This is a genomic window from Streptomyces sp. SCPE 10 (assembly GCF_051980735.1).
Taxonomy (GTDB): domain Bacteria; phylum Actinomycetota; class Actinomycetes; order Streptomycetales; family Streptomycetaceae; genus Streptomyces; species Streptomyces misionensis.
This window is the reverse complement of sequence record NZ_CP197069.1, coordinates 6,790,818-6,803,403: the sequence shown is the minus strand read 5'-3', so window position 1 is coordinate 6,803,403 and position 12,586 is coordinate 6,790,818. Positions and strand designations below refer to the sequence as shown.

The 12,586-nt window shown below is 73.0% G+C and carries 10 protein-coding genes; 3 read left to right on the top strand and 7 right to left on the bottom strand.

Annotated elements, in window-relative coordinates; genetic code table 11:
- Positions 1-29 precede the first annotated feature (29 nt).
- Complete coding sequence (locus ACSP97_RS31175; protein ID WP_435642605.1) at positions 30-1,220, bottom strand: DUF4185 domain-containing protein; 1,191 nt, start codon at positions 1,218-1,220, stop codon at positions 30-32.
- A gap of 577 nt (positions 1,221-1,797) precedes the next feature.
- On the opposite strand from ACSP97_RS31175, the gene ACSP97_RS31170 reads away from it, so the two are divergent.
- From ACSP97_RS31170 to ACSP97_RS31160, 3 genes are all read left to right on the top strand, one after another.
- The gene (locus ACSP97_RS31170; protein ID WP_355152841.1) at positions 1,798-2,838 is read left to right on the top strand and encodes an alpha/beta hydrolase; all 1,041 of its coding nucleotides are present in this window, start codon (positions 1,798-1,800) and stop codon (positions 2,836-2,838) included.
- A gap of 285 nt (positions 2,839-3,123) precedes the next feature.
- Positions 3,124-4,503 (top strand): MFS transporter, encoded by a 1,380-nt coding sequence (locus ACSP97_RS31165; RefSeq protein WP_355154593.1) that lies wholly within the window; start codon positions 3,124-3,126, stop codon positions 4,501-4,503.
- A 218-nt stretch (positions 4,504-4,721) separates the two neighbouring features.
- The gene (locus tag ACSP97_RS31160) at positions 4,722-6,674 is read left to right on the top strand and encodes a helix-turn-helix domain-containing protein (RefSeq protein ID WP_355154595.1); all 1,953 of its coding nucleotides are present in this window, start codon (positions 4,722-4,724) and stop codon (positions 6,672-6,674) included.
- 22 nt (positions 6,675-6,696) lie between these two features.
- On the opposite strand, the gene ACSP97_RS31155 is transcribed toward ACSP97_RS31160, so the two are convergent.
- Genes ACSP97_RS31155 through ACSP97_RS31130 form a run of 6 tightly spaced genes read right to left on the bottom strand, consistent with a single transcriptional unit; the run spans position 6,697 to position 12,481 of the window.
- Complete coding sequence (locus tag ACSP97_RS31155) at positions 6,697-7,620, bottom strand: alpha/beta hydrolase (RefSeq protein WP_355154597.1); 924 nt, start codon at positions 7,618-7,620, stop codon at positions 6,697-6,699.
- Positions 7,617-8,750, bottom strand: a complete 1,134-nt coding sequence (locus ACSP97_RS31150; RefSeq protein ID WP_355329461.1) for a branched-chain amino acid ABC transporter permease — start codon at positions 8,748-8,750, stop codon at positions 7,617-7,619. The genes ACSP97_RS31155 and ACSP97_RS31150 overlap by 4 nt, the downstream gene beginning before the upstream one ends.
- Complete coding sequence (locus tag ACSP97_RS31145; RefSeq protein WP_358269735.1) at positions 8,747-9,634, bottom strand: branched-chain amino acid ABC transporter permease; 888 nt, start codon at positions 9,632-9,634, stop codon at positions 8,747-8,749. The genes ACSP97_RS31150 and ACSP97_RS31145 overlap by 4 nt, the downstream gene beginning before the upstream one ends.
- Positions 9,634-10,437: an ABC transporter ATP-binding protein gene (locus ACSP97_RS31140; RefSeq protein WP_355154603.1), complete on the bottom strand. Its 804-nt coding sequence runs from the start codon at positions 10,435-10,437 to the stop codon at positions 9,634-9,636. Before ACSP97_RS31140 ends, ACSP97_RS31145 begins: the two co-directional genes overlap by 1 nt.
- Positions 10,434-11,246 (bottom strand): ABC transporter ATP-binding protein, encoded by an 813-nt coding sequence (locus ACSP97_RS31135; protein ID WP_355154605.1) that lies wholly within the window; start codon positions 11,244-11,246, stop codon positions 10,434-10,436. The genes ACSP97_RS31140 and ACSP97_RS31135 overlap by 4 nt, the downstream gene beginning before the upstream one ends.
- Positions 11,246-12,481, bottom strand: coding sequence for a substrate-binding domain-containing protein (locus tag ACSP97_RS31130; RefSeq protein ID WP_355154607.1), 1,236 nt, complete (start codon positions 12,479-12,481; stop codon positions 11,246-11,248). Before ACSP97_RS31130 ends, ACSP97_RS31135 begins: the two co-directional genes overlap by 1 nt.
- Positions 12,482-12,586: the final 105 nt, after the last annotated feature.

Sequence of the window (12,586 nt, the reverse complement as noted above, 5' to 3'; positions counted from 1 at the left end):
GGTACCGAAGGGCGAGTGCGGGGTGCGGCTCACGGGTTGATGCCGTCGTACTGCAGGACGCGGTAGGGCGACTGGTGGGGCTGGCCGTTCCACTGCGAGACGATCAGGGTGAGGGAGGTGGCGCTTGCGCTGCCCGGGTGGATGTATCCGCCGTAGAGGAAGGGGAGTTGGGGCTTGCCCCAGTGGTTGGACGGCCAGGTGGCGTTGCCGACGATCTGCGGCTTCGGCGCGCTCCACACGGCGTCGGGCCGGGGGGCGGTGCGGGTGCAGATCGAGTAGTCGGTGACGTCGAAGTAGCTCATGCAGTACGTGCCGCCGATGCGCTTGACGGAGAACTCGCCGATGTTGTTCCCGGAGAGGATCACGGACGGCTGGACCGCGCGGGTCCACTGCCAACTGCCGTCCAGGTAGGCCCAGTTCTCCTGCGCTCCGAAGTTGCCGGCCCGGAACTCCTCCGGCCGGATGCGGAACAGCTGGATCGCGCCGCCGTCACCGGTGTTGAGGTGGCTGCCGTTCCAGCGCTTGGAGAAGATGTACAGCCAGCCGTCGGGGTCGATGCCCGCGAACGACCACATGCCATACAGGGACTGGTTGACGCCCTGAGTGTCGCCGGCCCAGTGGTAGGGGTAGTCCTGCCAGGTGACGCCGTGGTCGTCGGAATAGGCGACGCCGGACATCCGCGAGCCGTCGTAGCCGGCGGGCGGCTGCCAGACCTCCACGGAGGTGTACTGGATGTAGGTGCGGCCGCCGAACTCGATGCAGTCGTTCGGGATGCGGCTGACCTCAAAGCCGTAGCCGTTGTCGGCGTTGTGCTGGTAGTCGAAGAGCTGCCGGGCGCCGCCTCCGGTGGGCATGGCCCAGGTGAACGAGATCGGGGTCGAGCCGGAGGCGTCGAAGGAGGCCTGGTTCAGCATGACCGGGGAGCCGAGGTACTCGCCTCCGAGCGCGGGTTCGCTGAAGGAGTCGCCGAAGACATAGCCCCAGGTGTCGTCGTGCTCCCGGTGGTAGGGGATGGCGAGGTCGCCCGATCCCAGGCCCTGCGCGCGGGCCGAGTCGCCGGGCTGTTCGCACAGCGGCGCGCCGTTCTGCGCCGCGGCGGCGGAGGGCGCCGCGGCGAGGGAGCCGCCGAGCGCGCCGGCGGTCAGGGCGGCGCCCGCGCCGGCCTTGAGCAGGGTCCGGCGGGTGGGCGGACGGCGGTCGGGGTGTGCGGAGTCGGACATGGTCTTCCCTTCGGGGGCGGGTCACCGGCGGTGGACCCGGTCGGTCAGCCGGCGGTGGACTCGGTGTCGGTCGGGGGGCGTGGGCCGCCGGCGCGGTGCCGGCGGTCGTGCGTCGTCGGGCGCCGCGGCCGGTGCCGAGCGGCACGTGGTGATCGCGGCGCCACGACTGCGGATACGGACCGGACGGCCCGCGGTGGCCGGCTCATCCTGGCGAGGGGTGTTGAAAAAAAGATGAAATCCCGGTTCTCCGAGGGGATGCGACGCCGAACGGGCCTGCGGTGAGTGACCGCCGCCGAACGGCCACCCGTCGGCCCGGACCGTCGCACACCCACAGCGACGTCATGGAAATTTCACCGGTTCCCCTTAGCGTGACCGTGTCCGGACAAAACCGCCGGTACGGGAGGGACGGCTCGATGACACGCAGGAGACTCAGATCAAGGCGCCGACGACGGCCTCCGGCGTGCTCCTCCCCGGGACGTCACCGCGTCCCGGCGCATCCCGCCCCGCACACGACGAAGGCTCACGAGGAGGCACTGTGGCAAGGGCATCGAAGCGCTGGCGACTGACAGCGACCGGAATGGTCACCGCCGTCGCCCTGACCCTGGCCCTGCCGGCCGGTCCGGCACAGGCGGCCGGCGACACCGCACCGCCGCCGCTGACGAACGGCTTCGGGCTGACCCAGGTCGACACGGCCGTGGGCGGTCCCACCAACTTCACCATCACGGTGACCACGCCGGAGGTCGCCGGCAAGCACCACATCAAGATCATTCTGCCGAGCGGCTACTACGACGACCCGAACAGGCGCTACCCCGTGCTGTACTTCCTGCACGGCTCGCCTGACGACCCGATCCAGCAGAACTATTCGGCGCTGACCATGTCCGACTCGATGATCACCGTCATTCCGGACGGCGGCGCCCGGGGCTGGTACGCCAACTGGCTCAACCAGAAGACACAGCTCGGCGCCCAGAATTGGGAGAACTTCCACCTCAAGCAGGTGATCCCGTTCGTCGACGCGAACCTGCGGACGATTCCCACCAAAAAGGCCAGGGCCGTCGCCGGAGTGTCCATGGGCGGGTTCGGCGCCCTGCACTACGCCCAGGTCCGGCCCGACCTGTTCAGCCAGACCGCGTCCCTGTCGGGGGACATCGACCTGTCGGTCCGGTCCATGGACCTACGGCTGGCCGTCGTCGCCTCCGTCACCGACGCGCTCGGCGCGATCTGCGGCTCGGCCTCCGGTGCCTGCGACCCCGACAACTCGCCGTACAAACCCGGCGTGGACAGCGACGCGCTGTTCGGCTCGCCCTACCCCGTGTTCAACGCCGACTGGCGGTGGAACGAGGTCGATCCGGCCGCGCACATGGACAAGCTCGCCGGGGTCGACGTCTCCATCTATGTGGGCAACGGCGGCGGCGTCCCAACCGAACCGGAGTTCTGGCTCGAAGGCGCGGCCCAGCATGTCAAAGACAGCATGGACGCGCTCGGCATGCCGTACCACTACGTCGACTACGGCGACGGCTCCACCTGGGGCACCCAGTGCAATGGCGGCCACAACGGGGCCTGTTGGGAGCAGGATCTGCGGGACCTGATCCCCAGGCTGGAGCGGGCGTTCGCCTCCTGACCGTGCGGACGCGCACGCAGAAGGGTCCGGGCCGGCTGCCACCTCCACGCGACGGCCGGCCCGTTCGGCGCCTGCGCGCCTTGCCCGTCTCACCGCGCCGGGACGGTGATCCGGTTTCGATCACTCCCGAGCCCCTGGACCACTCCTCCCCCCGGCCCGGCATGGTGGCCGCACGCATAGCTGCCCCCCGAACTATGGTGTCCCACCACATGTGCCCCTGACCTGCGTCTTCCTACCGTGTGCCGACACGTACCCGTCCCCATCGCACACGAGGAAGTGGCGCACATGGCCGCAGGTAACACCGCTCCCCCGCCCTCCGCCGGGCTCGGCAGGATCGTCGCCGCCAGTCTCATCGGGACCACCATCGAGTGGTACGACTACTTCCTGTACGGTTCGGCCGCCGCGCTGGTGTTCGGCCGGGTGTTCTTCCCCGAGACGGACCCGTTGACCGGCACCCTGCTGTCCTTCCTCACCTACGCCATCGGCTTCGCCGCGCGGCCGATCGGGGCCGTGGTCTTCGGACACTACGGCGACCGCCTCGGGCGTAAGAAGCTGCTGGTGATCAGCCTGCTGATGATGGGGCTTTCGACCGCGCTGATCGGCTGTGTGCCCGGATACGGCACGATCGGTGTCGCCGCTCCCCTGCTGCTGACCACGCTGCGGCTGATCCAGGGTTTCGCCCTCGGTGGCGAGTGGGGCGGCGCCGTGCTGCTGGTCTCCGAGCACGGGGACGCGAAGAGGCGTGGTTTCTGGGCCTCCTGGCCGCAGGGCGGGGCACCGGCCGGCAACCTGGTCGCCGTCGGGGTGCTGTCCTTGATGACCACCGTACTGAGCGACGACGCGTTCGACTCGTGGGGCTGGCGGGTGCCGTTCCTGCTCTCCGCCGTGCTGGTCATGGTGGGTCTGTGGATCCGGCTGTCCGTCGACGAGTCCCCGCTGTTCAAGCAGGCGCTGGCGCAGGCGGAGCGGCGCAAGGCGGAACAGCGCGCCGAGCGGCTGCCGTTCGTGGCGGTCATGCGCAACCACTGGCGGGACGTCCTCGTCGCGATGGGCGCGCGGATGGCCGAGAACATCTCGTACTACGTGATCACGGCCTTCGTGCTCACCTACTGCGTCGAGCACCTCAAGATCGACAAGCAGACGTCGCTGAACGCGGTGCTGATCGGCTCCGCCGTGCAGTTCTGTCTGATCCCGCTGTTCGGGGCGCTCTCCGACCGGGTCGGGCGCAAGCCGGTGTACCTGGTGGGCGCGGTCGGCGTGGGCGTGTGGTCCTGGGCCTTCTTCGCCCTGCTCGACACCAGGTCGTTCCCCGCGCTGGTGCTCGCCGTGACCGTCGGGCTGGTCTTCCACAGCGCCATGTACGCGCCCCAGGCGGCGTTCTTCTCCGAGTTGTTCGCCACCCGTATGCGCTACACTGGCGCGTCCATCGGGGCCCAGTTGTCCTCGGTGGCGGCCGGTGCCCCGGCCCCGCTGATCGCCACCGCGCTGCTGGGCTCCTACGGCAACTCCACCCCGATCTCGCTGTACGTCGCGCTGGCCGCCCTGATCACCGTGATCGCCGTCGTCGCCTCCCGCGAGACGCGCGGCCGGGACCTGGCCGCCATCGAGCCGGACGGCGCCGCGGCACGGCCCGCCGCGGACCAGCAGACGGCCACGTCCGCCTGACGGACCGAAACACCCGCCGCCCGGTCGAGGAGGGTCGGATTCCGCCTGGGCCGGGGCGGGCCCCGGCCCTCCCCGGCCGTCGCCCGATCCTCGTCCCCCCTTCCCTTGGCCCGGTCCCGCCCCGCCCCTCCGGCCCCTCGCTCGATCCCCGTCCCCGGTGTCCGATCCCCCGCCCCGACTCCCTGTCCCGCCCCCGACTTCGCAACGGTTGTCCGCCCATGCCGCACAGACCCGCCTCCGTCGCCCCGCACCTGCGCCGGCTGCTCGAACTCCTCGCCGCGGGCGCGCCCGCCGAAGACCTCGGCGCCGTCGCCGTCGAGGCCCGGCGCAGCGGCGCCACCGCCCAGGATCTCGCGGAGGTCGAGCAGGCCACCGAAGCGGCGCTGCGGGTGCAGAGCACGCTCAGGCAGCACCGGCGCCGGGAGGCGGAGCTGACCGCGCTCTTCGACACCGCGGGCGACCTGGCGTCCCTGCGCGACCTGGACGCGGTGCTCCACTCCATCGTCCGGCGGGCCAGGATGCTGCTGGGCACCGACACGGCCTATCTCACGCTGTCCGACGAGGAGGCCGGGGACACCTATATGCGGGTCACCGACGGCTCGGTGTCGGAGCTGTTCCAGAATCTGCGGCTGCAACTGGGCGAGGGCCTCGGCGGTCTGGTCGCGCAGACCGCCCGCCCCTACGCCTCGCCGGACTACCGCACCGACGACCGCTTCGTGCACACCGGCAGCATCGACGCGGGAGTCCTCGACGAGGGTCTGGTCGCGATACTCGGGGTGCCGCTGCTGCTGGGGTCGGGCAGCGGCGGCCAGGTCATCGGGGCGCTGTTCGCCGCCGACCGCACGCCCCGCACCTTCGCCCCGGACGAGGTGGCCCTGCTCTGCTCGCTGGCCGACCACGCCGCCATCGCCATCGACACCGCCAAGGCCATGGCCGACGCGCGGACCGCGCTGGCCGAACTGGCCGAGGCCAACACCGTGATCCGGGAGCACTCCGCGGCCATGCAGCGTGCCGCCGAGTCCCATGACCGGCTCACCGACCTGGTGCTGCGCGGCGGTGACGTGTCGGACGTGGCCGCCGCCGTGGCCGGTCTGCTGAAGGGGGACGTCGCGGTCCACGACGGCTCCGGGTGGCCGCTGACCGCGGTCGGCGAGCACGGCGGCGCGCCCACCCGGGGCGTGCCGGACGCCGGTGCCGCCGAGGAGGCGGCGGCGCTGGTCGCGGCGGCGGAGAGTTCCCGCGCCACCGCTCACGCGGTCTTCCGGGACGGGCGCTGGGTCTGCGCCGTGCTGGCCGGACACGAACTGCTGGGCTGTCTGGTCCTGTACGGGCGGCCGGAGCTGGACGACCCCGACCGGCGGCTGTTCGAGCGGAGCAGCGTCGTCACCTCCCTGCTGCTCCTGCTGAGGCGTTCGGTGGCGGAGACCGAGAACCGGGTCCGCGGCGACCTGGTCACCGATCTGCTCACCGCGCCCGACCGCGATCCGGCCGGCCTGGTGGCCCGCGGCCGCCGGCTCGGCATCGACCTCGACCGCCCCCATGTGCTGCTCGTCGCCCGGGCCGACGACCCGGCCCGGGGACGGCTCGCCGACGCCGCCGTGCGGTACCTGTTCGGGAACGGCGGGATCAGCGCCGAACACGAGGGCGCCGTGGTGCTGTTGCTCCCGTGCGACGGCACCGGTCCCGGTGCGGCGGCCCGCGCCGCCGCCGGGCAGCTCGGCCAACTGACCGGCGTACCGGTCACGGTGGCGGGCGCCGGACCGGCCGCCGGCCCGCGGGCCCTCGCCGACGCGCACGCCGAGGGCCTGCGCTGTCTGCGGGCGCTGCGCGTGCTCGGGCGTACCGGGCACGGCGCGAGCGTCGCCGAACTAGGCTTCCTCGGCGTGCTGTTGGGCGACGGCCATGACGTGGACGGTTTCGTCACCGCCGTGCTGGGACCGCTGCTGGAGTACGACGCCCGGCGCGGCACCCAGCTGGTCCGCACCCTGCGCGCCTACTTCGACCGCGGCGGCAGCCTGACCCGGGCGAAGGAGGAGCTGCATGTGCACGTGAACACGGTGGTGCAGCGCCTGGATCGCGTCCAGGCGCTGCTCGGCCCCGACTGGAACAGCCCCGAACGGGCCCTGGAGCTCCAGCTCGCGCTGCGTCTGCACCTGTTGTCGGGCGCCTGACACGAGGGCGGGGCCGGGGTGGTCAACGGGGCGGCACGGCGGCCGGTTCCCCGGGGCCCGGCACGCCGGCCGCCGCCAGCAGGTGCCGGGCCACGGTCCGGGCGCCCTCGTCGCCGACGAGGATCGTGTAGTGGTTGGTGCCGGGGACCAGCCGCGTGCGCACCAGGTCGGGGTCGAGGCCCGCGGAGGCGAGCCGCCGCTCGTCGTACAGGCCCTGCGGCTCGTCCATCAGACCGCGTTCGGCCCACAGCAGTACGGCCGGGACGGGCAGCCGGCGCACCGCGCCCGACACCTCCTCGCCGAGTTGGTCCACGCCGTCGGCGCGGACCGCCTCCAGGGCGCAGGAGGAACGCAGTTCGGGTTCCTCCCCCACGAGGTCGCGCTGGATGTAGGCGTCCGCCCACGCCGACCAGGAGGCGGCGAAGGCCGGGTGGCCGCGCCAGAACGCGCGGTAGGCCTCCCGGTCCGGGAATGTCATGGACAGCCGCCGCATGGCCGGGCCGATCACGGAGGCGATCAGCGCGTCGGGGTCCGCAACGGCCGGGACGGGGAAGCCGACGCCGCCGTCCACCAGCAGCAGGGCCGCCGGCAGGTGCGGGTGGCGCACCGCGGTCACGGCCGCGGCGAAGGCTCCCATCGAGTGGCCGGTCAGCACCACCGGCCCCGCGCCGAGCGCGGCCACCAGGGCGGCCGTGTCGTCGGCGTGGGCCGCGATGCCGTACGGGCCGGGCAGTTTGCCGCTGCCGCCCCGGCCACGCAGGTCGGGTGCCACCAGGGTGACCCGTCCGGCCAGGTGGTGGGCGACGCGGGCCCAGCTCAGCCCGTTGGCCGTGATGCCGTGCAGCGCGACCACCACCGGGGCGTCCGGGTCGTCGGCGGGCCAGCGCAGCACCGCCAGGCTTCCGCCGGGCACCGGCACCTCGAACTCCTCGGGTGTGCGTGTCATGAGGCGATGACCTCCTCGGGGTCGGCGGCGGTGCGGGACGGACGGGCGGCGCGCAGCCGGGCCGGCAGCCGCACCACACCGCCGGGCAGTACGTAGATCACCACGACGAACAGTGTGCCGAGCAGGAACAGCGGCTGCGAGAGCGGCACCCTGACGACGGTGGGCAGGGCGGCGACCGTGCCGGAGCCGGCCAGGTCGCCGAGCCGTTGGTCGGCCCAGGTGTAGAGGATGCCACCGACCATGGGCCCCCACCGCGTTCCCGAGCCGCCCAGCACCACCATCACCAGCAGGGACAGGGTGAAGTCCGAGGTGGTCGTGCGCGGGGTGGCGCCGCCGGTCAGCAGCAGGTACACGATGCCGCCGAGCGCGGCCAGGGTGCCGGCCAGGACGAAGGCGGCGAGTTTGAAGCCGTACGGGCGCAGGCCCAGCACCTCCACCCGGCGTTCGTTCTCCTTGATGCCCTCCCAGACCCGGCCGATGGGCGAGCGGACCGTCCACTGCACCACGACCAGCACCACGACCAGGTAGGCCAGCGCGATCCAGTACAGATTGGCGGTGTGGTCGATGCCGACGAGTGAGGCGGGCAGCCGGTCCGCGGGCGCGGCCCGGCCCTCCTCGCCGCCCGTGACACCGCCGGGGTCGCGCTGTACGAGGATCGAGGCGGCCTGCGCGAAGGCCAGGGTGACCATGGAGAACCCGATGCCGCCGACCCGCAGGGCGACCGCGCCCAGCAGGGCGGACAGCGCCACCCCCGCGAGCAGCCCGAGCAGCGCGGACACCGCGAACGGCAGACCCGCTTCGAGCATCACGGTGTTGGTGACGTAGGTGCCCGCGGCGAAGTAGAGCGCGTGCCCGAAGGACAGCAGTCCGGTGCGGCCGAGCAGCAGGTCGTAGCCGGTGGCCAGGCCGCCGAACACCAGGCACAGGGCGAGGAGTTGGAGGTTTCCCGGGCTGCCGATCGGGCCGTCGAGCAGACCCGGCAGCGGCAGCGCGCCGTAGGGCACGGTGAACAGGAGCGCCAGCGTCGGCAGCGGCCACCAGCGGGTGGCTCGCCGCAGCCTTCCCGAGCGGCCGGCGGCGGGCCGGTCCGCCGTGCGGGCCCGGCCGCGCGGCTGGGTGGCGGTGGTCATGCGAGCCTCCCGGTGAGCCCTCGCGGCCGGACGAGCAGCAGGGCGGCGAGCAGGACGACGACGGCGACGTCGCCGAGCCCCGCGGTGGTGTAGTAGTTGGCGAACTGCTGGACGAGGCCCACGGCCACCGAGGCCAGCGCGGTACCGGTGAGCGAGTTCATGCCGCCCGTCACGACGACCACGAAGGCGAAGACGAGCAGGGAGGTGCCCTGGGCGGGGTCGACGGAGCCGAAGTAGAGGCCGCCGAGGGCACCGCCGAGGGCCGCCGCCGCGCCGCCGAGGGCGAAGACCAGGGTGAACGCCCTGCGCACGTCGATGCCGAGCGCGGTGACCATCGCCCGGTCCTCCACGCCCGCGCGGACGACCAGTCCGTGCCGGGTGCGGCCGAGGAACGCCTTGAGCGCGACCAGGACCACCAGGGCCGCCGCGATCAGCACCGGGCGGTTGAGCGGCACCTCGGCCCCCAGCACGCCGAGCGTGCCGGACAGTGCCTTCGGCCCGGGGAAGGGCCGGGCGTCGGCGCCCCACACCGCCGACAGCAGGGCCGGTACGGCCAGGCCCACGCCCACCGTGGCGAGGATCTGTTCACGGGGGCGGGTGTACAGCGGGCGGATGACGGCGACTTCGAGGAGCACGGCGGCAACGGTGCCGACCGCGGTGCCGAAGACGACGGCGAGGACGAACCCCGCCCCGCCGAAGCCGGCGCCGGGCAGGTGGCCGCGGGCGGCCCACCAGGTGCCGTAGGCGCCGATCGACAGCAGGGCGCCGTGGGCGAAGTTGAGCACGTCCATCAGCCCGAAGATCAGGGACAGGCCGGAGGCGATCAGGAAGTACAGGGCGCCCAGGCCGAGTCCGGTGAAGATGAGCAGTACGACGGTGGCCATCAGGTGTCCGCCTCCGTGGTCCGGGCGGCGGGACGCGCCGCGGGGCGAACGGGCGGCCCGGCCGGCGTCCCCGCCGGGCCGCGGTGGCCGGTGCTGCCGACGCCGAGCAGCCGGCGGGCCGCCTCGGCGTCGGCGAGCAGTTCACCGGCCGGGCCCTGGTGCACGGTGCGGCCGTCGGCGAGGACGGCGCAGTGGCGGGCGAGGCGGCGCACCACGGCGAGGTTCTGCTCCACCAGCAGGACCGGCACGGTCTCGGCGACGCGCTCCAGCACCTGCGCGACCTCGGTGACCGCCTTGGGCGCCAGGCCCTTGGTGGGTTCGTCGGCGATGATCAGCCGGTTGCCGTTGAGCAGGGTCCGGGCGATGGCGACCATCTGCTGCTGTCCGCCGGACAGGGTGCCGGCGGCCTGCCGGGCGCGTCGGGCCAGTTCCGGGAAGAGTTCGTGAACCAGGTCGTAGGCCGGTTCGCCGGCTCCGGGACGCTCGGCCAGGCGCAGGTTCTCGGCCACGCTGAGCGCGGCGAAGACGCCGCGGTCCTCGGGGGCGTAGCCGATGCCCCGGCGCACCAGGACGTGGGTGGCCAGGCGGACCGTCTCCTCACCGGCCAGCAGCACGCTGCCGGTGCGCGGCACCAGGCCGAGGACGCCGCGCACGGTGGTGGTCTTGCCGGCCCCGTTGCGGCCCAGCAGGGCGGTGGTGCCGGAGGCGGCCACGGTCAGGTCGACGCCGTGCAGGATGTGCCTGCCGCCGATCACGACCCGCAGGTCGCGCACGGTCAGCAGGGGCTGCGGGGCGGTGGTCACAACTCCTCCCCGAGATACGCCTGTTGCACGGTGGGGTCGGCCATCACGGCCCGCGGGGTGTCCAGCGCCAGCAGCGTGCCGTGGTGCATCACGGCCACCCGGTCGGCCAGGCCCAGCAGTACGTCCATGTGGTGTTCGACCATCAGCACGGTGCGTCCCTCCTCCTTGTGCAGCGACCGGATGAGCTCGGTCAGCGCGGGCACCTCCTCGGCGCTCACGCCCGCCATCGGCTCGTCCAGCAGCATCAGCCGGGGCTCGCCGACGAGCAGCACCGCGAGTTCGAGTTTGCGTTTCTCGCCGTGCGAGAGGGCGTCGGCGCAGGTTCCCGCGCGGTGCGCGAGCTGAGTGCGCGCCAGTACCCGGTCGACGAGCGCGGGGTAGGGGTCGGCGCGGCGCCAGACCCGGTACGAGCCGCCGTCGGCGGCCTGGGCCGCGAGCCCCACGTGGTCGGCGACCGTCATCCCGGGCCAGAGGCTGGAGGTCTGGAAGGTGCGTCCGAGGCCGCGCCGGGCCCTGGCGTAGGCGGCCTCGGCGGTGATGTCGCGGCCGTCCAGTTCGATGGTGCCCCGGGAGACCGGGCTGATCCCGCTGACCAGGTTGAACAGGGAGGTCTTGCCCGCTCCGTTGGGGCCGATGAAGGCGAGGAACTCGCCCTCGTGGACGTCGAAGGAGACGGCGTCCACGATGGTCGCGCCGCCGACCGTCCAGCCGATGTCGCGCAGTCGGAGCACCGGTGCCGGGAAGTCGGCCGTCTCCCGGTCGTCCGGGGTTCCCGCGGTGCTCGGCGAGGTGGTGTTCGAGGAGGACATCAGCCCGCCGTCCCCGCGGCCGGTGGCGCGACCGCCGTCATCGGGATGCTGTCGATCAGTTCGGGCCGGGCGGTGTCGCCGCTGCCCCGGAGCCGTGCCGTGAACATCGGCTGGAGCAGGGCGTGGTCCTTCGCGCGGACGCGTTCCGCGCCCTTGGGGCCGTCGAAGCTCCAGCCCTCCAGTGCCTTGGCCATGGCCGTGGTGTCGGTGGCGCTGCCGGACTCGATCGCGTGCACGATCATCTGGGCGGCGGTGAAGCCGTCCGGGCTGAACAGGTCGGGGGTGCCGCCGGCCTTGGTGATGCCGTCGAGCATGGCCTTCTCCACCGGGTTGCCGCCCCCGGCGCCCGGGAAGTAGTGCGCGAGAAAGGCGATCTTGGAGCCGGCCTTGCCGAAGACCGGGTACGAGGCCGTGCCCGCGAGGCCGGTGACGACCTTGCTGGTGTCCAGCACGCCCTGCTGGTCGAGCGCGGTCCACAGGGCCGGGGCGCCGGCCCCCGCCCAGGCGACGAACACCAGGTCCGGCCTGCCGGCCCGGGTCTGGCGGGCGAAGGGGGTCAGGTCGGTGGCGCTCGGCGGGGCCAGCACGGAGCCGACGTGCGCTCCCTTCGGGCCGAGGACCGCCTTCACCGCGGCCACGTTGGCCTGCCCGAACGCGGAGTTCTGGGCGAGCACGGTGACCTTCTTGCCCCGGGCGTCGCCGAGCAGGGCCCCGGCGGCGAGTATGTCCTGGTACGACTGCCGGCCCGAGCGGAAGGTGTAGGCGTTGACGCCGGTGACCGCGTCGGCGGCGGCCGGACCGCTCACGTAGAGCACCTTGTTCTGCGCGGCCAGCGGTGCCATCTGGAGTGCCACACCGGAGTCGGTGGTGCCGGCGAGGACCTTGTACCCCTTGCCGACCAGGGACTTGGCCGCCGCGACGGCCTTCGCCGGGTCGCCCGCGTCGTCCTGTTCGGTGACCTCGATCGGATGGCCGCCCGCCTTGTTCGTCCCGTGCGTGGCGTAGGCCAGTCCCGCCGTGAAGCCCTCCTCGTACTGCTTGCCGTAGGCGGCCAGGAGTCCGCTGCGCGAGTACACCAGCCCCACCTTCACCGGGGCGGCCTTGCCGCCGGAACCGGTGGACGCGGTGCCGGCGGTGCCGGCCGCGGAGCAGCCCGCGACCAGGGCGCCGACGGCGGCGAGGGTGAGGGCGCGCAGGGTTCTGCTTCTGAAGGGGTCCGTGAGGCTGGAACGCATGGTGATCGACTCCTGACAGTGCGGGGCGTGATGGCCGGAACCCTAGGAGCGCCGCCGAACGGTCGGCATGGTGACGGTCGCCGCTCTTTGCGGTCCGGTCATGGC